Genomic DNA, 21,944 nt, shown 5'->3' with positions numbered 1-21,944 from the left:
GAATTTCAAAAAGTGAAATTCTTCATATGGGTGTAGTATGCTCTTTTTTAGGCCTATTAGGAATAAAGTGGAAATACCTAAAAATTAAAATTGAAATTGACTCTCCAGTTTATTTATTTTTTCAGGTCAAGTTTCCATAAAACCACTCAACTTTTACAATTAATGGGGAATTTCCTGTTAAAAAATTAAACTATGAATAATTCAGGATTAATAAAAGATCAGTAGATCAATTTACCTCGTTATACTATTGAACTCTCTTTGCTAGATCTGTAATGTACCCAAAAAATGCTTTCCCATCCACGTCATAGACGACATGGACTGGTCTACCATTCTCTTCTTCAATCAATCTTCCTTGACTAGGACGCTTGGTAAGTACTTGGCTAGTCACTTCTCTCATTTTTACTAAAGCTTTATTTCCTACAGAGGCCGTTGTCAGAACATCCCATAAGTAATATGTCGAGTTTGTTTCAATATGAACAAGCGGTGGACATGCCGCATAACATTGGCCAACAAAGTCAACACCTGTGTAACGTCTGAGCGATGCCCAATGGTTTCGAACATCAATGGTTAATGGGACTTGATTCGTACTTTCTAAAGCGACTATTTCGATGGTTAGAGAACTCTTCCATACCCTAGCCACCGCTTCAGGATCCCAATAAGCATTCCACTCTGCTGTTCCATCATGCTCAGGTTCCTGTACATTCCCTACATCTTGAAATGTGCCTCCCATCCACACAAGTTTTTCTATTTTATCTTCAATGTCGGGTGCTTCGTCAAGTGCCCTTGCTAGGTCGGTTAAAGGACCTGTAAATAATAATGTTGTAGATTCTTCGTTTTCTCGAATTTTTTGAATCATATGCTGGTGTGCAGGCAGTGGACTTAATGGGGCATCCACTTTTCCCGATTCATTGAGAATGGGAAGGGCATCGACAAAAAAAGTATGCATACGCCATTCTTTAGGAAATGGATGAACACCTCTTGAGTTTGACTCCGCCACCTCAACATGACTCTTCCCAAATCGATCCATAATTTTGCGACTGGCACTAACACCAGGCTCAGCATAACCGTCTGCTGGAATGACTGATACCCCAATGAGATTAACATTCTTCATTTGGAGCAATAGAAATAGAGAAACGAGATCATCGATACCTGCATCGTGGTTAAAATAAATATGTTGCATGAATATCTCCTTTTAGAGGTTGTTCAAAAAGTCACCAAATGATAAGCTACGAACCTCGACGCCCGCTCGTTTTTCCGGTCCTCATGTAGTAAAAACCTACATTCCGGTCCTCAAAACAGCGCCGCCTTGATCTTCTTGCTTCTAATTTGTCACCTTTTTGAACACTCACTTTTAATAAAATAGTCTTAGTGGCCTGTTTCAACCAAATAAGGCCAATATACAAAGTTTATATCGTTATTTCGCGATCGCTTGATGACTCTCTTCCGCCTTTGGTTTAACTTTCTGATTTGAAAGATAGACGCCAAGAAAAACGAGTAAACCACCAATAATTTGAGCTAACGTAATTCCTTTTCCTAATAAGATGCTAATAATGGCTGTAAACACAGTTATTAAATTCAAATAAATTCCGGCTTTACTTGCCCCAATATGCCTTACTGATGCATTCCAAAAGATAAACGACCCTACAGAAGGAAAAAGTCCGATGTAAATAATCCCTGAAATAGCTTGCTTACTAAGATGAAAGTCATAACCCTGGCTTAAAATAAAAGGGAAAAGAATAATGACAGCCATTAATGCCGTGATGGCGGTTGATGTAATCGGCGGAATATGATGCATCCGTTTTCCATAAATTGTATAAAAAGTCCATAACAAAATGACGGCAATCATGATCAGGTCACCTAAGTTATAATGAATGAAAAATAAGTTCCAGAGTTGGCCGTTTGTTAAAACAAGTAAAACACCGATTAACGAAATGAAGAGACCTACACCATTTGTTAATGATATTCTTTCACTTAAGAAGAGAACGGAAAATAAAACAATAAGAGCAGGATTCATGGAATTTACAAGAGCAGCATTCATTGACGTTGTAAATCTAAGCGCTTCATATAACAATAAGTTATAACCCATAATTCCTAAGATAGACAAAATGAGAAGACTCTTCCATTGTTTCCATACGTTCTTCCAGTCTGGATGCTCAACCCAATGGGCAATAGGAAATAGCAAAATAATGGCGATCAACCAGCGCGTAAACGTCATTTGGACGGGCGTCATATCACTTACGACATACTTACCGAACACATAGTTGCCCGCCCAAAACAAATTAGCCAACATAAGTAGGCTAATCACTTGGTACTTTTTCATTAATTCTTACCTCTTTCACTTTTATAATAATGGAATATCATTATCATACTTGAAAAAGGTTTAAATTCATAGAATCAAACTTCGAAAATCGGTTAAGTACGACTAAAATTTACTTTTCGGTTGGATAGCCAGAAAGGAATAAATAACAAATAAAAACCAACAAGAAGGATCATATCTAATGAAAATAGATACTCTGGGTATGAACCTAAAATATCTAGAGCTGAGCCAGTCTTTGGTTTCTTCATTAAATACATATAATTGGAACCAAGTAAGCGATTCATTAAAAAGACAAAACCTCCATAGACATTTATAAAAAGGAATGACACACATAAGGAAATAATGGTTGGTCTAAAGCGATAAGCGGCAATCATGAAAATACAACTTAGGAAGACTCCACCATGAACAGCAAAAAATTCGATGTATCGAAAATGTGGAAATGCGTATTGACCAATGGTTGGTGTCAGCATCGCTTGAATGGAACTTCCTAATCCTACAAAATAAAGAAATTGTAATAACTTTTTGCTTTTCAAAAGCAACATCACCATCGATAGATAAATCGCTACATCACTTATATGTAAGGGCAACGATGTTTTCAGAGACCAAGCACGATTAATGATTAACCATGTATGGTAACTAATTTCTGCCACAATAAGAACGACAAGAAGGGTGATCCTTACTCCGTTTCGCCACTTATATTCTTCTTTAAATTTGTTTCTCATAAGACAAAATGCTATACCAATTAGAATGATAAATGCCAATGTCAACGTATGCATTTGAGAAAATATTTTAAAAGTTGCTTCCGAAGTATCTACTTCAAAATACTTATTCATGCTCTATCACCTCACAGGAAAGTCTCTATTAGTTTTCCTTGAAGTGATTGTATTCATACTAAATCTAAAAAATTTTACCCATCATTGTGTTTGTCAATCGTTCAAATGAGTTTACCTAGTTGTATTTTTATATCCTAATTTCATTGAAATTTCTAAAGCCGCTTTCTTTACCTTATCAATTAACTCAGGCAGGTGTTGCTCTGACAGTCGAATATCCGGACCTGCAATACTTAGACCAGCTATTATATTATGATTATGATTTAAGATTGGGGCTGAAATAGCCGTTGTGTAATTTTCCAGTTCTGATTTACTTATTGTATAGCCCTGTTCTCTTGTCTTATCTAAGACTTCCCTAAGCCTTTTTTTATCCGTAATCGTCCCTAGCCCAAGCGGTTTAAGTACCGTTTGTTCTACATATCGATCCCGTTCTTCCTCTGGTAGATAAGCAAGAATAATCCTCGAGTCACCTGCATATAAAGGAGACTTCCGGCCTACTGCTGTATATAAACGTACGGGTTGATTGGTATCTTGTTTTTCAATATACATCGCTTCATTCCCATATTTAACAATGAGATTGACCGCCTCACCAACATCATCTCTTAGAACCTTCATCACGGGCAGGGCTAATTGTCGAATGTCTAATCTTTCTGATACTAACTGCCCAAAGCGTAAAAATAGCAAACCTAGTGAATACTTTCCATCCGCGCTCTTATCAAGGAAACGCATTTCCTCTAGTGAGGCTAACATACGATGAACGGATGTTTTTGGTATTTGAGAAAATTCCACTATCTCGTTTAAAGTTAAGTGAGATCTCGTTAAGAATAAGTTAAGTAAGGACATCGATTTGATAACGGTCTTATTCTTGCTTTCCATAAGTATTCTTTCCCCATTTTCATCTCGTCTTAAATAATGATCAATATTTCCAGAAACACCCATCTAACTATTGAATATAACATTTAATACTATATTTCAGTTGATCAACCTGCTTCTCTTGTTCTAAAAAGAGCGTTTCGCCCTCCCTGAAATGGATTTTTTTAAAATATACCTGATCCCCTGGTTTCATTTGAGCTATAATAGGCAAATCAACAGATATTATCTGGGCGATTTTAGGGTAACCTCCTGTTGTTTGCCGATCCGCTAGAAGAACAATGGGGTCACCATTTGGTGGTACTTGAACCGTCCCGTGAGAAACCGCCTCAGAAAGTAGTTCAATCGGTTCTTTTAAATTTAGTTTAGGTCCAGTTAATCGATAACCCATTCGGTCCGATTTTTGTGAAATATCGAACGGTTTGTCACAAAAATCATTTAAACTGCTTTGTGAGAATTGATCAAATTGTTTTCCTGCGACAAAGCGTAAAACAGGTTCGTTTTGCTGAATATAGTGAGAAGGTATACACCATTTTGGTGCGTGAAATAAATCTTTTGTTGATCCCAATTTTATTTTTTGAACAATCTGTTTAGCTAATAGGGACATTTCATTCACATCGATCCGATCGTTTTTCTGAAGTGCCCTTCCTTTATAACCACCCATTTTACCAAGTAGATAGGTACTTTTACTTTCCATCACTTTTTTAATCTTAAAACCGCCTGCAACGGCCAAATAAGCTCGACATCCGCTTTCACAAACATTTAGGGTTAGTACACTTCCCTTTTTCACATAAATTGGACGCCACATTGGAGCTTTATCTTCATCAATGGTCGGAGAAAAATCTCCACCAGTAATAGAAATTAATAGGTCTTGTTCAAATTCTAATGAAGGACCAACGAGTGTCATTTCAATCGTCCCTTCGCCTTCATCGTTTCCAACAAGAATATTAGCCAGCCTCGAAGCATACGAATCCATCGCACCACCTACAATAACCCCATGCTTTTGAAAGCCTTGACGTCCCAAGTCTTGAATAGTGGATAAGAGTCCTGGTCGAATGACTTTAATACTCATTATTTCTCCTCCTGATAAGCCATATATTCTTCCAATGAAATGGGTTTAAACCGAACCTTGTCACCTGACTGAAGAAGACTTGGAGGATCATTTTTAGGAAGAAACAAATCAAGAGGTGTTCGGCCAATTAGCTGCCAGCCGCCAGGAGTTGCAATCGGGTACACCCCTGTCTGAATCCCAGCTATGCCAACTGAACCCTCGGGTATGACCGTCCTAGGCGAGGAACGACGAGGCGTGGCAATACGTTCAGACATACCACCGATGAATGGGAAACCAGGACAAAATCCAATCATGTAGACAAGATAATCTCCATTTGAATGTACGTCAATCACTTCATCGACTGTTAAGTTATTATAAGTGGCGACATCATGTAAATCTGGTCCAAAATCACCACCATAACATACAGGTATTTCAATTGTACGCGCCACTTGTTCATCTACATCTTTTATTTTATTGATTGTGTTTTCAACAATCTGTTTAACATGTTCAAATGGGGAAATGACGCCTAGTTGACTTGTTTTCCTTAAAGATTTCCAAACTAAATAGGGATGATAATAAATGGTTAAATTAACATAAGCAGGAACACATTCAATAAATCCATGAAAAGGATGTGTTTCTATATAATCTGAGAGTTGCTTAATTTTATGATGAATGCCCATATCAATAGATTGACCAAATTGAATCATGATCGCTGAATCACCAAGAGGCGCTATTTCAAACTTATGTTGTTTTGATGTTCTGGTTGTCATATCTTCACCGCCTTCAAGAATGAAATAAAAATTGAACTTCGCGCCATGTCTTAAATCATTTTTCGATATTAAAGTTTTATAGTTATCAGAGAATGATAAAAAGCTAGTCAACAGAGGCTAGCTTTTTTTCATTAAATCTAAAAAACCCCTAATTTTTCATCAACCATATCTGTAATAAACATGTGTCCGGGTGCATGTGTTATCATTAATTCTGGTTTCACTTGCATCGCTACTGCTTGAGGCGTTACTCCGCACGCCCAAAAGACGGGTACTTCATTTTCTTTTATTGATACAGCATCACCGAAGTCAGGTTGGTTAAGATCTGAAATTCCTATTGATTTAGGGTTTCCGACGTGAATTGGACCTCCATGCACAGAAGGAAATCGCGAAGTAACCTGAACAGCACGCACCACTTCGCTTTCTGGTATAGGACGCATACTAACTACGGTGAATCCCTCAAAGTAGCCAGCTTTATTACATGGAATATTTGTTTTATACATAGGAACATTGCAATCTTCTTCAATATGACGTATGGAGATACCATTTTTTAAAAGAGCATTCTCAAAGGTAAAACTACATCCTATTAAGAATCCCACCATATCATCTTCCCAATAATTTGTAATATCCTCTACTTCTTCTACCCATTTACCTTTTTTATAAATACGGTATTTGGGAATATCGGTACGAATATCTCCAGTTGGGGCAATTAACCTAGGTATGGGTGACCCAGGTTCTGTTACATCTAAAAGTGGACACGGTTTAGGATTACGTTGACAGAATAAGAGAAAGTCGAAAGCAAGATCTTTTTTAAGAATGACAAGATTGGCTTGCGCATAACCTCTTGACATGCCAGAGGTCGGTTTTACAATATGTTTTTTTCTAATTTCCATACGGATATCTGAAGGTGACATATTAGCAAAATTCTGCATGAAGCATTCCTCCTCTTTCATGACTTATTTCAAAAATATGTTGTAAACGGTATAAATACTCATTGCCGCCATGGCCACAGCAACGATAACGCCGAGAATCGTCATCCATAATGGATGTTTATAGTCACCAACAATTCTTTTCTTGTTAGCAGCAATGAGTAATGTCCCAAGAGCGATTGGAAGAATAAAGGCATTGATTGCACCAACGATAACGAGTACCTGGACCGGTTGTCCAATGACTATGAACGATAAGGTTGATACGATAATAAAACCAATGATAATTTTTCTATAATGTTGATTAATCGATTCATGAAACGTACGAATAAATGAAACGGATGTATAAGCAGCTCCAATAACGGAGGTAAGCGCTGCTGCCCACATGACTAATCCAAAGATTTTATAACCTAGATTTCCTGCTGCAAGTTGGAACACGGAAGCCGCTGGATTGTCTGCATTTATTTTTAAACCTTGTGAAACAACACCTAGAACGGCCAAAAAGAGAGCAACACGCATTACACCTGTAATAAGTATCCCTGTCACAGAGCTTCTCGTAACTTGTGGGAGGGCTTTTTTCCCTTTAATGCCAGCCTCTAATAATCGGTGTCCACCAGCAAATGTAATATATCCTCCAACGGATCCACCAACTAATGTAATAATGGCAAAAATATCAATTTTATCAGGAGTAAACGTTTTAACGAATGCTGTACCGGCAGGAGGATTCGTCGAGATAGCTATATAAATCATAAGCAGAATCATTACAACTCCCGCGATTTGTGCAAAACGGTCCATGGCTTTTCCCGCTTCTTTAACAGAAAAAATAATGATAGCAATAATAGCACTAATTGCAGCGCCCCATTTTGGATCAATACCGAACAAAACGTTAAAACCTAAGCCAGCTCCAGCAATATTTCCAATATTAAAAGCTAATCCACCTATGACAATTAATAACGATAACAAAAATCCAAGACCCGGCAAGACCATATTAGCAATATCCTGACCTCTTTTTTCTGTGACTGCAATAATACGCCATACATTCAACTGAGCGACAATATCAAGAATGATCGAGATTAAAATGATAAATCCAAAGCTTGTCGTTAAGCTTTGTGTAAAAACCGTTGTTTGCGTTAAAAAGCCTGGACCTATGGATGAGGTTGCCATTAGAAAGGCTGCACCTAGTAGGACGGACCAATTCATTTTCTTTTTATTAGAATCTATAGATTGTGCAGGTTTTTGTAGTCCCATTTTTCTACCCCCTAAAGTGATTAATTTCATTTAGTACGTATAGCTTGTACAACGATATTTTCTACTTGAAATCCTTGCCTGATATCACGTGCAAATGTGAGTGCTTCCTTGCCATCCCCATGAATGCAAATGGTGTCGGCTTTTATAGCAATGTCTTTTTCTTGTTCCGTTTTAACGTAACCTTCTTTAACCATTCTTAATACTTGTTTAAAAGCTTTGTCTTTATCTATGATAAGTGCGTTGGGTTCTTTACGCGACGTTAATGAACCATCTATTTGATACGTGCGATCTGAGAATACTTCATGAGCCACCCGTAAACCTACTTTTTCTCCAGCTTTAGTCAATTGACTCCCAGATAAGCCAAATAGAATTAATTCTGGATCAACAGCATAAATCGCTTCTGCAATCGCTTCAGATAGCTTTGGATCTTTGGCTGCCATATTATATAATGCGCCATGAGGTTTAACATGCTGCATTGAAGCACCTTCTGCTTTGACAAATGCCTCAAGTGCTCCAACTTGATAGATCACCATGTCATAGGCCTCTTGAGGAGAAATGGCCATTGATCTCCTGCCAAAACCAACTAAATCAGGGAGTCCTGGATGAGCTCCAATTTGAACACCCTTTTCCAAAGCTAACGTAACCGTTTTTCTCATCACACTGGGATCTCCAGCATGAAAACCGCAAGCAATATTTGCCGAAGTGACATAATCTAATATCTCGTTATCCATGCCTATCTTATAAGCTCCAAAACTTTCTCCTAAATCGCAATTTAAATCAACAAATCCCACTAAGATGTCTCCTTTATTAAAATATTATGATAACTCTAAATATAAGTTCCGTATTTCGGAACGTTAATTCCATTTTATAAAACGATTATATCATAAAAATGACTATTTTCTAATTATTTGTCGGAATTTCTGACATACCTTATAGTGCGTGTTCAAAAAGGTGGCAAATTAGAAGCAAGAAGATCAAGACGGCGCTGTTTTGAGGACCGGCATTCCACATGATGTGGTAGCTTCAACGTTGCTCAAAGGACGTGAGCGATTTTAGTTGAAGATCCTCTTATATCCCTACATGAGGACCGGAAAAACGAGCCAACGCCGAGATTCGTAGCTTATCATTTGGTGACTTTTTGAACATCCTCTTATAGGAAAGCCCTTTTCAAATATTAGAATGGAAGGCCGCCAGTATGCATCAAACTGGATTGCATTACTTTACCTAGGGATTGAGCTACTTTGGACTGGAATTGAGCCAGTTCGACACGGAATTGAGCCACTTTGACACGGAATTGCGCCACTTTGAAATGGAATTGAGCCACTTTGACACGGAATTGCGCCACTTTGAAATGGAATTGAGCCACTTTGACACGGAGTTGTGCCACTTTGACACGGAATTGCGCCATTTTGAAATGGAATTGAGCCACTTCGACACGGAATTGCGCCACTTTAAAATGGAATTGAGCCACTTTGACACGGAGTTGTGCCACTTCATCTGATAATTGCGCCACCGACAACATAAAAAAAGAGGTTCTGCATTTAGATCTGCAGTATCTCTAACAGTTGTTGAATTCTCTTAAAGTTATGTTATCTGCTGTCAGCGGTTGATTTAAATAATATCTTGAATTTTCTCTGATTCAGCTTTGATATTACATCTCTCTTTAAATAGATTTTTCAGCCAAGCTATATTATTAAAAATAGGCTTCTTTTTATTAATTTTATATTTGACTTAGAGTTAACTCTAAGTTGTAAACTATTCCTATCAATAGCTGAAGGGAGAGATTCGATGTTTACCATTAGTGATGTAGCCCAAAAATCCGGATTAAGCCCCTATACATTAAGATATTATGAAAAAATTGGGTTGCTTCCTGCGTCAAAACGAAAAGAAGGCGGACAACGATATTACACCGAGAATGATATTAATTTTATTCTTTTTTTAAAAAGCTTAAAACAAACAGGTATGTCCTTGGAGAACATGAGTGAGTTTGTCAAAGATGGATGTATTTATGAGCAACTTCATTTCAATTCACCTGAAGAGATCAAACCATCTATTACAAAACGAATTGAGATTTTATCTAAGCATCTCATTAAGATGGAAATGCAAAAAAAAGAATTGGAATTGATTATTTCTACAACGAAAGAAAAATTAGCCTACTACAATTCCATTAAAAAAGGGGATATAAAAACATGAAACATTTTAAAATATATGCTATGTTGCTTGGTTTTTCAATCTTTACAGGGGCAACTTTTAATCTTGCTAAATACACATTGAGTTCCTTGTCTCCATCAACCGCTGCAGCATGGCGTTTTGGTCTGGCTGCTGTCATTATGCTTATCATTTTAGCTACCACACAAGGGATTAAATTATCCATTTTAAGAGAAAATGCTGTGACATTTTTTATTCTTGGAATTATCGGCATTTTTGGATTTAATGCTCTATTTTTTATTGGGCTTGAACATACATCTCCACTTAATGGAGCTCTAATTATGGGAACCAATCCCTTGCTAACAACCATCTTGGCACGATTAATATTAAAAGATGCCATTACTAAAAGACAAATCATCGGAATCGTGTTTGCCCTCGTAGGTGTATTACTCGTTCTTACCCAGGGTTCTCTTTATATAATAAAAAACGTATCATTTTCAGTTGGAGATATAGCTATTATGGGAGGCAACTTATCTTGGGCATTATATGGGATTCTTGGACGACGATTTGTAAAGAACAGCAATCCCTTAGCCACAACAACCTATACCATGGTTATAGGTGCAATCGGTTTGATTATCATTTCTTTTTTTACATCTACACCAGTCCACCTGCAAAACATTCCAGTTGGCATTTGGGGAGCGATTATTTTTATGGGGTTCTTCACTAGTGTTTTAGGCTATCTATGGTGGAATAAAGGTATGAAGGAAATAGGGGCAGGTAAAACATCGCTTTTTTTCAATGTTGTTCCCGTTGTGACCATGATGATCTCTTTTTTTGTTGGTACAGCGATCACAATTTTTCAAATTGTCGGTACACTATTGGTCATCATCGGTGTATTATCTGCATCAGGCTTAATGAGACTACCACAAAAAAATACCACAAAACAATCTGAGATAATCTAAACGGATTATTTATAAAAATTGGACTGAATTCCCCATTATAGAACCCGAAGTTTTTAATTCCATAGTCTAAAATCAAAAGCCGCACTTCTACTATGAAGATACGGCTTTTTGCTTTGATAATTTGAGTCATGAGTTTATTCAGGCACTGAACCTCTCATGACTAAAGTCACGAGTGTTCTCGGCTATTTCATAAAGATAAGACCGTTTCAAGGAGTACATTCACGCCTTTTTCACAATCTTCATAAGGTGTCAATTCATCCTCGCAATGGCTTTTACCATTAACACTTGGCACAAAGATCATTGCCGAAGGAAGATAACTTGCGACGAATTGAGCGTCATGGCCAGCACCGCTTGCCATCTTTTTATATGAATAACCAAGTGATTTTGTCGCATCTTCCACTGCATCTACGATTCGTTCCTCAAACCAAACCGTATCTCTGCCCCAGAGCTTGGTCTTTTTGATCGTACATTCCTCATTCGAATCTGGTAATCCTTGAATAATTTCTTCAACTTGACGGATAACATCTTCATCTTTATGTCTAGCTTCGATGGTGAAGATCACTTTATTTGGAATGACCGTATGGATGTTTGGTAAGACGTTCATTCTTCCCATCGTATAAACAAGATCACTGTCTAAAGTACTTAATTTATTTCTCAATTCTGTAATGCAATCATTAGCCGCAAATAAGGCATCTTTTCGCATCGTCATTGGTGTTGTTCCTGCATGATCGGATTCACCTGTCACTTCGATTTCATAACAAACCATACCAACCACACAATCCACTACACCAATGGAAAGCTCTTCCTTCTCTAAAACAGGACCTTGTTCAATATGTAATTCTAAGTAGGCAAACGCTTCAGAAATACGGTTTTCTACTTCTCCAGCATAACCACTTGCATTAAGAGCTTCTTCAAATGTCACGCCCTCTGGATCCTTTTTCTTAAGCATGACCTCTTTTTCGAATTTACCCGATAAAACCCCTGATGCCATCATGGAAGGTTCAAACCTTGCTCCCTCTTCATTTGTAAAATTCATGATGGTAACAGGAATCTTTGGTTTTATTTTATTATCAACCAGTGTCCGCACGACCTCTAGACCCGATATAACACCTAAAACACCATCAAATCGTCCACCTTTTTTAACCGTGTCAAGATGTGATCCCATAACAATTGGGGCTGCTTCATTATCTTCACCTGGAAGTGTTGCGTACATGCATCCCATGTCATCAACTTTGACGGTCATTCCAAGCTCTTCACAACAGGATGTAAAATAATCACGAACTTTAATATCTTCTTCTGATAGCGATAGACGTGTTACACCATTATTGGGTGTCCGACCAAAATCTGCAAATGTCTCAATCGTTTCTTTCAATCTTTCACCATTAACAAGTAGTTTTTCTCTTTGCATCTTCATCGCCCCTATATAAAGTTTGATTTTCCATCCAAGCATTAAACACCAGTGCCCGTTATTTTATGCTAACAATTGTCCACAATGACTACTTTACACTATCTATTCTATCTGAAATTATAATATTTTCATTTTACACTATGTTATTTAATTTCTGTATTTTTTATATATTTTGTTAAATCGTTTCAATCTTCCACTGGGTTGGAAGATCTCTCAACCTCATTTATTAACCCGTGGTACTTGTTGTAGCCGTGATTTGATGTGATGACTGCAAGCGAATGATGACTTGAGCTAATGTCAATAGGATGGGATTAATCGTTGGCATATTCTTCATTTGCGATATAAGAAAGAGATTCATAGCTATAGGAAAATGAAATTCTTTTCGTATTTGAGGAAGATAACTTTTTTGTTTTAAAAAAGACGAATAGTAAGAACGGATATCATTTGTCTCTATCTGATGATCAAGAGAAGCTAGTAATCCGATCGTTGTATACTGAGTAGGTTTAACTCTTCCGATCTCAAGTTCAATTGCATCATGATAGTGGATGCATTTATCTACGACATGAGATAAATTTGAGTGGCTGGACATAGATACTAATAAAAAAGTTAATCGATGCCGTTCGGAGGCTTTTCGATAACCATGTTTTTTTAAAACAGGATTAGTCTCTGAGATGACGCTCATCATCGTAACTAAATCATAACTTGACTCGGCTAGTAACATACAAAATGGTATATCTTCAGCACCTAGTAGTATCGGATGTTTTTCCTTTAATGCACGGTAGATCGAACACACTCTATGAACAAATGGACCTTGCTCCTTTTCATCTTTATAACTTAAGAAAGCTGTCGCTAAGTAAGTTTGTTGAGATTTGGGCAATTTTTCACGTGTTAATCGATCGTAATTTTCTTTAATTTGAACTAATTTACTTTCTCCATCTGGGATGAACATGAACAGGCTAACCAAACAGTGCCTGATGTCCTTCGATAATCTATTAAAAAAACCAAGGCTATGTTTAATCTTGGCATCATACTGACGAAACTTATGTATATCAATTAATTCATTTTTTGTTGTATATTGGCAAGCAATGATCGCACGAACATGCTTATGCATGCCTCGAAAATGTTTCTTTAGTTGCACCATATTTTCCTTAAATAGGGTTAACTCACTATCCATGCAAGTTTCCTCCAAGCTTAAGTCATCTTAATCAATATTAATTATACCATTTTATCCGCCGAATATGCAGACTATTCTAATTAATAACGATTTACTTACTTATACTTAAGAATCACATTATACATTACAACGTCAAGATTTATTTTTATATTTTTTAGTACTAGATGACCTTTAATCCGATTAGATCACTTTTTTGTTTATTTACTAATTTATGAAGTTCCTTAATTCGATTTGCAATTATGTTCCATACCTATCCATTTAATTTTACCATCTCACAATGGACTACACCAATTGTAGCATCTTTTCAAATATATCATTCCAATTTTTCCCGCTAGCGACTTGTATTCGTCTCTCAATATACTCAGAACAATCTTTTTCATACTCTAATTTCTCACACGCTTGAATAAATGCTTGACTATCATTGGTTTTTAAATGATTATATACCGCTTGTTCCACATATTTTGTTGTCGAAGGCAAATGTACACCAATCGCTGGTTTCCCTGCTGCCAAAAATTCAAAAAGTTTTAAAGGGAAAATCGCTTGATTATACGGTGATGCTTTGTAAGGCATAATGCCTATATCAATCAATTGCATGTATTTCGGAACATCAAACGGATCAATACTCCCTGTCCATACGACATGTTTATTGTTTAACAATTGATGAAATCCATCATTTTCAGTTGTTTGGTCTGGTCCTACAAATAAAAATAACCAATTTGGTTTTTTCTTGGCTACATCATGAATAAGTTCAAAATCGAGTTTAGATTTTATCCCTCCAATAAACCCTAAAACGGTTCCATTAAATCCATCTGGTAAAATAGCTCTTTGAGGAAATTGTTTTACTCTAAATAAGTTAAATTCAACACCATTTTCAAACGTGTAAATGTGTGATTTAGATGGACGTTCGATCTTTTGAATGACTTGATCATGTAAATATTGAGACGTACAGAAAATTCGATGAGCCTTGTTTATAATCCGTTCTTCTGCCTTCTGAATGACCTGTTGTCTAAAATAGGATGCGAATGATTTTTTCCCATTTATCGAGTTAGTCCAATTATCACTGCAATCATAAATAATCCTTTCCCAAGGTGATGTATCTGCTACATAAGGAAAACCCGGAAAGGTATACCATAATATTAATCTATTTTTCTTTTTGATTTGATTTATATATTGAGTGAATGACGTAAGTTTATGCTTATAAAATAAATCCATATATCTTCCAAATCGAAAGACTTTTTGGGGGGATAGATCTTGAATAGCCCATTGCTTAATACCATTTTTTAGTGTTATAAAATGATCCGTTGTCTTTCTCGGAGTGGGGCATAGCCAGATGACTTCTTCTGTATCAGATTTTTTTTGCAGGAATTCAGCTAACCGATGACGACGGTAACGAAGTTGATCTTGATGCCATTCAGCTGTGGCTATTATTACATGTATGTTTTTCATCATTCTCATCCTTTATAAACAATAATTTCCTATATACCGTTACTCGGCACCAATCTCTGCTGACTAGCTGTGGATCACAACCGTTTTAATACTGCATGCATGGCATAATGAGCAAAACACCAAGATGCCTTGATTCTATTCAACTTTTCGATTTCACGGTAAACTAGCCACGTTTGTTTTGCGGCTTTCCATTTGTTTTTCGAAATAGATGTGCTATTGCCTATACGGTATTCCGCTAGATTTTCGTTTAATCCATAGGCTGTTATTCCTTGTTTTAAAATCATAAGCCATGTTGCTAGATCTTGTCTGGTTCGAATGTTAGGCATTTTGAACATTCCCGTTTGTTTACGATCTATCATAACAGTTAAACAGCCCACAATCGTGTTTTTAAGCATGTGATGATAGGTCACTTTTTTAGGAGCTTGTATCACCTTATTCATAGATTGTCCATTATGTGTCATGTATTCGTATCCAGTAAATGTAAAGGCATATTGATGCTTTTGCATGAATTGAAGCTGTTTATCCAATTTATCTTGTTTCCAACGGTCATCACTATCTAGAAAAGCGATATATCGACCTTTCGCATGATCTAACCCAACATTACGCGCTACGGCAGCCCCACCATTCACATCTAAAAAAATGACACGAATTCTCTTGTCTGATACCGACATCATTTTTAACTTTTCTCTTGTTCCATCTGTAGAACAGTCATCGATAATCACGAGTTCCCAGTTCTGATATGTTTGTTTCTTAACCGAATCGACGGTTTCATCAATGGTTCTTATAGCATTAAAAGAAGGGGTAATAATAGAAATCAGAGGTTGTGTGCGATCCATTTCTTATTCCTCCTCTCCCTTTGGCTTTGTTCGAAAAATTTCAGGATAAGTGACCCAGACGAAAACGATAGTTATTCCAATTAAAACTCCTAAAGTGGCCCTATTTTTTGAATTTAAACCGACACTCGTTGCCCTTTGGTCATCATCTACAGACTTCAATATGGCAGCTGATGACATCGTTAATTGGGTGGACTCAAGTTTATACAGAAAACGCTCTTCATCGACTAAAGCATCTGGTCCTACTTTATTCTTTTTTAATGAATGGATTGTATTTTGAATCATTTTTTCTTTTTGTTTATATTTTTGGGTATCAAGCGCTAAAAATGCGTTCATTATTCTATTAACCGTTTCAATAGCTAATAACTTTGGAGTATCTGTGTAAGAAAGTTGAATTGTTTTATCATCTACGATGGTGACTTTCAGTTGATTGATGATTCTATCTCGCTCTTCACTTTTTAAATAAGGTAGATTTTCTTTATAAAAGGGCTCATTTGTTAACAAGGATTCAACGTTTCGGGTATTATTTAAATCAGCATATTGATAATTTCCTAGAGAGATAGATGCTTCAGCAGTATAACTTGAGGAACTTTTCCCGCTCGGAGAAAAATATCCGATTAATCCTAGTAAAATGGGAATAACAATAATCAAAACTATATACTTTTTACTTCTAGTTAGAATTCTTTGTCGGCTGTTCATCAGTCTTTCTCCTTGGAATATAGAGTTGTTAGTTTACTAATAAAGGTTATTCAAAAAGTCACCAAATGATAAGATGCGAATCTCGGCGCCCGCTTGTTTTTCCGGTCCTCATGTAGCTGATACAAGAGGATCTCTGGCTAAAATCGCTCACGTCCTGTGGCTGGCGCCAGAAGCTACCACATCATGTGGAATGCCGGTCCTAAGGAACAGCGCCGCTCTTAGCCTCCGACGCCAGGACGGGCTAGTACTGGCGTTCTGGCAGGATGCCAGTGTACTTAGCCAGTAACCCTCTTCATTTGTCACCTTTTTGAACACACACTAATAGGCCAAATAACTTTTTTAAACTTTAAGAGTGATATATGGACTCTTTCCGAGGCGCTTATCACGAGGTGACCGTCCCGCATGAATTAAGTGATTCTTTCTCTTAAAAACCGAAACGGTCGAAATAGTAAAGGCAAGAAAAACCCAATGGAAATAGAGATTGCTTACGGAACTCGGGCTAATACTGGAGACAGCAAATCCAATAAGTCCCATCATACCCGTTTCTAATAGCGCTTTATATTGTCTGTTCGTCTGCCGTTTATATAATTTATACAAAGTAACAAACAAATAGATATACATCGTTACATAGCCTAATAGAATCCCTATGCCAAAATTCCCAGCTATTTCAGCTAGCCAATTGTGGACTTCATACACTCGATCTGTGTCATAAATGGACCGTTCTTTTAAATAAACAGGAATATTTCCAGCCCCAACACCGAATCCAAATGAATCAATAAGATAATGAAAGGTATTTTGAAGTAGATGGGCTCTAACCACATTGGATGGAAGTGGTTGATTCATAGGGTATTGATGATACGCCGTAAATAGAGCCTGTATTTTATTAAAAATTCCACCCATAAAAAAAAGACTAAAAAAGACCAGAGTACTCAATACCATCACCGTTATCTTTTTTGCCCGAGCCTTTAAATGAATAAATAAATAGACTAAACAACCTAAAATCACACCGAGTAAACTTGCTCTAGATTCTGTCAAATGAATCAAATAAACGGACAAAATGGCAAGTAATATTAATATGGTTTTTGATCCAACGTGTTGACTAGCTTTAGCTGCTGCAATAAAGAAGAAAATAGATATACTTAGAAAAGTAGCAAAATCATTTTGATTAAAAAAAACAGCTGTTGGATATAAAAGTTTATAGGATGGGCCACCATAAAGTGTTGATGTTGGAAGCTGGATGTGTCCAAAATGATTAACCAGTCCAATAAGCATTAAAAATCCTGACATAAGTATCCAAATTTTTTGGAATAATAAGAGTCTCGAGACGTGTGTAAACGCAAAACTTGCTAAAAAAATAAACAAAATACCTATTCCTAATAAAAATAAGTATTTTATCCCTTCTAATAGTGACTTAGCCCAAAGGAGCGATATCACACCGTATAGCATCCAAAAAAGTAAAAAAAGCAGTAATTCTTTTGTTTGGACCTGATTCCAATAATGCGAAAGACTTTTCTCACTGATCAAATGAACAATAAAAACTAAAGAAGCCGCAATTAAAACAATTCGATATAAAAATAAACTAAAGAAACCGACATGGATACTAAATGCAGATTGATTTAAAAAAGTGGTTACAACCAAAAAATACATAACACTTCGAAACAACTGCCCGTTATTTGCAAATGGTTTAATTAGAATACATAAACAAACCGTAAACCATACTGCTATGAAAATGATAAAATACTCAAATTTCACCCCTAAAAATAAGCAAGCACCCGTAAGTACAGATAATAAAATAATTAAGGTGCTCGCTTGCTTAACCATTATCAAATCTCTTTCCATACCTTTACTCCCTTGTATTCCAATTTCAAAATGTAACCTTATAATTTCTGTAATTTCTTGTATTGATTTGGTTCATAAATCGTTTCTCTTAGCCCTTGAAATAAATCCATACAAGGTGTCCATCCTAGTAGACGTTTCGTTTCTTCATTTGATAGCAAACTATCCCGAATATCTCCTTGGCGAGCGTCTGCATAATGAACGCTTAGTTGGCTATTGGCTGCCTTTTTCATTGTTTCAAGGAGTTGATTAATCGTAATGGAGTAGCCTGAAGAGATATTCACAGAAATATTTTTATCTACCTTTAAGGCTTTGACGTTAGCCGATGCAACATCCCTTACAAAGATAAAATCTCTTGTCTGCTTGCCATCGCCAAATATAGTAGGGGCTTTCCCGTTTCTCATGCATTCAGAAAAAATAGCAACGACCCCGCCTTCTCCTTTCGCATCCTGTCTCGGACCATAAACATTGCTATATCTCAATATCCCATAGGAGAGACCGTAAAATTTATAAGCCATCTTTAAATAATGCTCCACGGTTAATTTGGTTAATCCATAGGGTGATTCTGGCCTAGTAGGATGATCGACTGACACAGGCAATGTTATGGGATTCCCGTAAACAGCCGCTGATGAAGCGAATACGACTTTTTTTACATTTGCTTTAATCGCTGCCTTAATAACATGGAGAGATCCTTTCACATTCACATTTTCATCATTCAAGATATCTTTTACGGAATTGGCCACACTGATCTGGGCTGCTTCATGAATAATATAATCTGGGTGCAAGGATATGATTAAATCCATTACATCAGGATTTGTAATATCAAATGTATAGACATCGATAGGTAGCTGCTCCAAATGATGCCGATGTCCAGTTGAAAAATTATCAATAACCATCACTTTATAATTCTCACGTAATAACTCTTCGACAATGTGTGAACCAATAAATCCCGCTCCGCCAGTTACAATCACTCGATCCATAATAAAACCCCCTAAATGATATTTGAAAATGTTGTTTCGCCGTACACTACGGGTCTTCCGACAGAAACGTAAGTGAAACCAAGGTTTTGCATCGTCGTTAGATCAAAAAGATTTCGTCCATCGACAACTAATGGCTGATTCATTAACCTTTTTGTTTTTTCTAGATCAAGATTTTTAATTTCCTTCCAACCAGTTAAAATCACACAAGCATCAGTTCCTTGAATCGTTTCATACAGATCATCCGAATATGAGCAGATGTAACCTAGTTGTTTTTTTGCCTCTGGAATGGCAATTGGGTCAAATGTTTTAACATTTGCTCCTAAATGATTTAACTGAGGAATAATATCCAACGCAGGGGCATATCTCATGTCATTGGTATTCGGTTTAAACGCTAAACCAAGAATACTGATCGACTTTCCTTCCAATGATCCGAGTATTGATTCCACCTTTTTAATTATCTGAATTCTTTGACCTATATTTGTTTCCATCACGGCTTTAATTAATTTAAAATCGTAGCCAAAGGATTCGGCAATATGTAATAAAGCGGCTGTATCTTTCGGAAAGCATGAACCGCCAAAACCGACACCAGCTTGAAGAAATTTTTGCCCTATACGACTATCTAATCCAATCCCTTCTGATACTTTTGTAACGTCAGCTTCAGCTCGTTCACAAATGTTCGCAATATCATTCATGAAAGAAATCTTTGTCGCCAAAAAAGCATTAGCTGCATACTTTATCATTTCAGCACTTTCTATGGTTGTTTTTACGACCTTTGTAGTAAATGGCTGATGCAATTGGACCATAACCTCCATCGCTTTTGCACTTGATGCACCAATCACAGCCCGTTCCATTTGCATCGTATCCTTAACGGCTACTCCTTCACGTAAAAATTCGGGATTAGATACGACATCAAAAGCATATCGATCTCTTGAAATTTCACTAATAAGGTTTTTGACCATTTTCCCAGTGCCAACAGGGACCGTGCTTTTATTCACGACAATTTTATATCCATTTAAATGTTTTCCTATGGTTTTAGCGACTTGTTTGATGTAGGTTAAGTCCGCTTCACCTGTACGTGACATAGGTGTCCCGACCGCTATAATGATGATCTCTGCCTTTTGTATCGCTTCAGGAATATCACTTGTAAAACTCAATCGATCTCCAGCAACATTTTTATTAACAAGCTGGTTTAAACCCGGTTCAAAAATTGGAATGATACCTCTTTTCAAACCATTGATCTTTCCTTGATCAATATCACAGCAAATAACGTGATTTCCAGCTTCACTGAAACATACACCTGAGACGAGTCCAACATATCCCGTTCCGATAACCGCTATGTTTTTCAAAATCTATCGATCCCTTCCTGTTAGCTTAAATAGGATGTATCATTTGTAACCATTAACGTGCACCTTCACCTGTAAATAGGACTTTGACTGTTTTTATCATGATTTTCAGTTCCAAGAGCATTGATAAATTATCAATGTATGTTAAATCGTATTGTAATTTTTCTCTTGGTGAGATATCGTATCCACCATTGACTTGAGCAAGGCCTGTTAAACCCGGCTTGACAAGTAAGCGATTTTTAAATCCTTCGATTTCACGATTAAACTGTTCAGTAAACATAGGTCTCTCGGGTCGCGGACCTATCATGGACATATCTCCTTTTAAAACACATAGTAACTGAGGCAATTCATCTATCCGTGTTTTTCGAATGATTGCCCCAACCCTTGTGACGCGAGGGTCATTCGCTTCAGCCCATTTTGCTCCTAACTTTTCTGCATCTGTTCGCATTGAACGTAACTTAATTAATTTAAATTTCTTACCGTTTTTCCCAACCCTTTCTTGTGTGTAAAAAGGTGAGCCTGGTGTTTCTAAAACAATAAGTAAAGCCGAAATAAAAATAATTGGAAGCGCCAAGACCACACCAATACTTGCAAGGAAAATATCCGTTATCCTTTTTACGTACAAGTATTTTTTTAATCTTTTCGTTGAAAAAACTTTCAATGCTGTTTGGCTTTCTGTAGAATTTTCTGTAGAGTCTTCCATAAAATATTCCATACTTTTTTCAGCATTCATTGGTGTTGCACCTCACAGAATTTTGAATTAAACTTGCGCCCTTGTGATTGATTATAAAGAAGCAATATAAAGCCTCTGTTGAGATATGATGAATAAATCGTAAATAATTGTTAATTTATTTTAAATTTGCTTTGTTCTAAATGATGGTTGTTTTCTAATATTTAATGCGTCAAAATGGGTTTCCGTTCAAATAAAGAAAACGCCGATTGGCCAGCCTAAAGGCGCAGACAGAGGCTTAGTTTTATACCTTAATTTTTTTCTTTAAGAGGTTGTTCAAAAAGTCACCAAATGATAAGCTACGAATCTCGGCGCCCTCTTGTTTTTCCGGTCCTCATGTAGTGGGATACAGGAGGACCTTCAACTAAAATCGCTC

21 protein-coding genes are annotated in these 21,944 nt (G+C 36.8%); 2 read left to right on the top strand and 19 right to left on the bottom strand.

Annotated elements, in window-relative coordinates:
• Positions 1–244: 244 nt before the first annotated feature.
• From FG390_RS15010 to FG390_RS14965, 10 genes are all read right to left on the bottom strand, one after another.
• A complete protein-coding gene (locus tag FG390_RS15010; protein ID WP_141191850.1) occupies positions 245–1,180 on the bottom strand; it encodes a nucleoside hydrolase in 936 nt (311 codons plus the stop codon).
• Between the two features lie 234 nt (positions 1,181–1,414).
• A complete protein-coding gene (locus tag FG390_RS15005; RefSeq protein WP_141191849.1) occupies positions 1,415–2,320 on the bottom strand; it encodes a DMT family transporter in 906 nt (301 codons plus the stop codon).
• A gap of 92 nt (positions 2,321–2,412) precedes the next feature.
• On the bottom strand, positions 2,413–3,150 hold the full coding sequence (locus FG390_RS15000) for a YwaF family protein (RefSeq protein WP_141191848.1): 738 nt from the start codon (positions 3,148–3,150) through the stop codon (positions 2,413–2,415).
• A gap of 111 nt (positions 3,151–3,261) precedes the next feature.
• A complete protein-coding gene (locus tag FG390_RS14995; protein WP_141191847.1) occupies positions 3,262–4,023 on the bottom strand; it encodes an IclR family transcriptional regulator in 762 nt (253 codons plus the stop codon).
• 67 nt (positions 4,024–4,090) lie between these two features.
• A complete protein-coding gene (locus FG390_RS14990; protein WP_141191846.1) occupies positions 4,091–5,089 on the bottom strand; it encodes a 5-oxoprolinase subunit C family protein in 999 nt (332 codons plus the stop codon).
• A complete protein-coding gene (pxpB, locus tag FG390_RS14985) occupies positions 5,089–5,838 on the bottom strand; it encodes a 5-oxoprolinase subunit PxpB (protein WP_141191845.1) in 750 nt (249 codons plus the stop codon). The genes FG390_RS14990 and pxpB overlap by 1 nt, the downstream gene beginning before the upstream one ends.
• 137 nt (positions 5,839–5,975) lie before the next feature.
• Positions 5,976–6,767, bottom strand: coding sequence for a putative hydro-lyase (locus FG390_RS14980; RefSeq protein ID WP_141191844.1), 792 nt, complete (start codon positions 6,765–6,767; stop codon positions 5,976–5,978).
• A 24-nt stretch (positions 6,768–6,791) separates the two neighbouring features.
• Positions 6,792–8,009: an NRAMP family divalent metal transporter gene (locus tag FG390_RS14975; protein WP_181406520.1), complete on the bottom strand. Its 1,218-nt coding sequence runs from the start codon at positions 8,007–8,009 to the stop codon at positions 6,792–6,794.
• A 26-nt stretch (positions 8,010–8,035) separates the two neighbouring features.
• Entirely contained in the window at positions 8,036–8,800 is a 765-nt protein-coding gene (gene pxpA, locus FG390_RS14970) for a 5-oxoprolinase subunit PpxA (RefSeq protein ID WP_141191843.1), read from the bottom strand.
• A 383-nt stretch (positions 8,801–9,183) separates the two neighbouring features.
• A complete protein-coding gene (locus FG390_RS14965; protein WP_141191842.1) occupies positions 9,184–9,531 on the bottom strand; it encodes a hypothetical protein in 348 nt (115 codons plus the stop codon).
• A gap of 266 nt (positions 9,532–9,797) precedes the next feature.
• On the opposite strand from FG390_RS14965, the gene FG390_RS14960 reads away from it, so the two are divergent.
• Positions 9,798–10,202, top strand: coding sequence for a MerR family transcriptional regulator (locus tag FG390_RS14960; protein WP_141191841.1), 405 nt, complete (start codon positions 9,798–9,800; stop codon positions 10,200–10,202).
• Positions 10,199–11,119, top strand: a complete 921-nt coding sequence (locus FG390_RS14955; RefSeq protein ID WP_141191840.1) for a DMT family transporter — start codon at positions 10,199–10,201, stop codon at positions 11,117–11,119. Before FG390_RS14960 ends, FG390_RS14955 begins: the two co-directional genes overlap by 4 nt.
• A gap of 187 nt (positions 11,120–11,306) precedes the next feature.
• Here FG390_RS14955 and FG390_RS14950 read toward each other — a convergent pair whose 3' ends face one another.
• The 9 genes from FG390_RS14950 to FG390_RS14910 form a co-directional block, all read right to left on the bottom strand.
• Positions 11,307–12,527, bottom strand: coding sequence for a Zn-dependent hydrolase (locus FG390_RS14950; RefSeq protein ID WP_141191839.1), 1,221 nt, complete (start codon positions 12,525–12,527; stop codon positions 11,307–11,309).
• A gap of 226 nt (positions 12,528–12,753) precedes the next feature.
• Positions 12,754–13,701, bottom strand: coding sequence for a DUF4003 family protein (locus FG390_RS14945; protein ID WP_141191838.1), 948 nt, complete (start codon positions 13,699–13,701; stop codon positions 12,754–12,756).
• A 282-nt stretch (positions 13,702–13,983) separates the two neighbouring features.
• Positions 13,984–15,156, bottom strand: coding sequence for a teichuronic acid biosynthesis protein TuaH (gene tuaH, locus FG390_RS14940; protein WP_141191837.1), 1,173 nt, complete (start codon positions 15,154–15,156; stop codon positions 13,984–13,986).
• 65 nt (positions 15,157–15,221) lie between these two features.
• Positions 15,222–15,983 (bottom strand): teichuronic acid biosynthesis protein TuaG, encoded by a 762-nt coding sequence (gene tuaG / locus FG390_RS14935; RefSeq protein WP_141191836.1) that lies wholly within the window; start codon positions 15,981–15,983, stop codon positions 15,222–15,224.
• Positions 15,984–15,986: 3 nt separating this feature from the next.
• On the bottom strand, positions 15,987–16,679 hold the full coding sequence (locus FG390_RS14930; RefSeq protein WP_141191835.1) for a hypothetical protein: 693 nt from the start codon (positions 16,677–16,679) through the stop codon (positions 15,987–15,989).
• A gap of 339 nt (positions 16,680–17,018) precedes the next feature.
• A complete protein-coding gene (gene tuaE, locus FG390_RS14925; protein WP_181406519.1) occupies positions 17,019–18,500 on the bottom strand; it encodes a teichuronic acid biosynthesis protein TuaE in 1,482 nt (493 codons plus the stop codon).
• 56 nt (positions 18,501–18,556) lie between these two features.
• A complete protein-coding gene (locus FG390_RS14920) occupies positions 18,557–19,495 on the bottom strand; it encodes an NAD-dependent epimerase/dehydratase family protein (protein WP_141191833.1) in 939 nt (312 codons plus the stop codon).
• Between the two features lie 11 nt (positions 19,496–19,506).
• The gene (tuaD, locus tag FG390_RS14915; protein WP_141191832.1) at positions 19,507–20,841 is read right to left on the bottom strand and encodes a UDP-glucose 6-dehydrogenase TuaD; all 1,335 of its coding nucleotides are present in this window, start codon (positions 20,839–20,841) and stop codon (positions 19,507–19,509) included.
• Between the two features lie 52 nt (positions 20,842–20,893).
• On the bottom strand, positions 20,894–21,571 hold the full coding sequence (locus tag FG390_RS14910) for a sugar transferase (protein ID WP_141191831.1): 678 nt from the start codon (positions 21,569–21,571) through the stop codon (positions 20,894–20,896).
• Positions 21,572–21,944 lie beyond the last annotated feature (373 nt).

Origin of the sequence: Terrilactibacillus laevilacticus (assembly GCF_006517395.1) — a bacterium.
Taxonomy (GTDB): Bacteria; Bacillota; Bacilli; order Bacillales; family Sporolactobacillaceae; genus Terrilactibacillus; species Terrilactibacillus laevilacticus.
The sequence above is the reverse complement of the archived record's forward strand: the minus strand, read 5'-3'. Positions and strand labels throughout refer to the sequence as shown.

Coding starts and splice junctions, on each gene's coding strand:
- tuaH (WP_141191837.1), bottom strand. CDS start 15,156: ATGAGAATGATGAAAAACATACATGTAATAATAGCCACAGCTGAATGG.
- FG390_RS14945 (WP_141191838.1), bottom strand. CDS start 13,701: ATGGATAGTGAGTTAACCCTATTTAAGGAAAATATGGTGCAACTAAAG.
- pxpB (WP_141191845.1), bottom strand. CDS start 5,838: ATGACAACCAGAACATCAAAACAACATAAGTTTGAAATAGCGCCTCTT.
- FG390_RS15000 (WP_141191848.1), bottom strand. CDS start 3,150: ATGAATAAGTATTTTGAAGTAGATACTTCGGAAGCAACTTTTAAAATA.
- tuaE (WP_181406519.1), bottom strand. CDS start 18,500: ATGGTTAAGCAAGCGAGCACCTTAATTATTTTATTATCTGTACTTACG.
- FG390_RS14975 (WP_181406520.1), bottom strand. CDS start 8,009: ATGGGACTACAAAAACCTGCACAATCTATAGATTCTAATAAAAAGAAA.
- FG390_RS14980 (WP_141191844.1), bottom strand. CDS start 6,767: ATGCAGAATTTTGCTAATATGTCACCTTCAGATATCCGTATGGAAATT.
- tuaG (WP_141191836.1), bottom strand. CDS start 15,983: ATGGATCGCACACAACCTCTGATTTCTATTATTACCCCTTCTTTTAAT.
- FG390_RS14995 (WP_141191847.1), bottom strand. CDS start 4,023: ATGGAAAGCAAGAATAAGACCGTTATCAAATCGATGTCCTTACTTAAC.
- FG390_RS14990 (WP_141191846.1), bottom strand. CDS start 5,089: ATGAGTATTAAAGTCATTCGACCAGGACTCTTATCCACTATTCAAGAC.
- FG390_RS14920 (WP_141191833.1), bottom strand. CDS start 19,495: ATGGATCGAGTGATTGTAACTGGCGGAGCGGGATTTATTGGTTCACAC.
- FG390_RS14955 (WP_141191840.1), top strand. CDS start 10,199: ATGAAACATTTTAAAATATATGCTATGTTGCTTGGTTTTTCAATCTTT.
- FG390_RS14965 (WP_141191842.1), bottom strand. CDS start 9,531: ATGTTGTCGGTGGCGCAATTATCAGATGAAGTGGCACAACTCCGTGTC.
- FG390_RS15010 (WP_141191850.1), bottom strand. CDS start 1,180: ATGCAACATATTTATTTTAACCACGATGCAGGTATCGATGATCTCGTT.
- FG390_RS14910 (WP_141191831.1), bottom strand. CDS start 21,571: ATGAATGCTGAAAAAAGTATGGAATATTTTATGGAAGACTCTACAGAA.
- FG390_RS14930 (WP_141191835.1), bottom strand. CDS start 16,679: ATGAACAGCCGACAAAGAATTCTAACTAGAAGTAAAAAGTATATAGTT.
- FG390_RS15005 (WP_141191849.1), bottom strand. CDS start 2,320: ATGAAAAAGTACCAAGTGATTAGCCTACTTATGTTGGCTAATTTGTTT.
- FG390_RS14960 (WP_141191841.1), top strand. CDS start 9,798: ATGTTTACCATTAGTGATGTAGCCCAAAAATCCGGATTAAGCCCCTAT.
- FG390_RS14950 (WP_141191839.1), bottom strand. CDS start 12,527: ATGCAAAGAGAAAAACTACTTGTTAATGGTGAAAGATTGAAAGAAACG.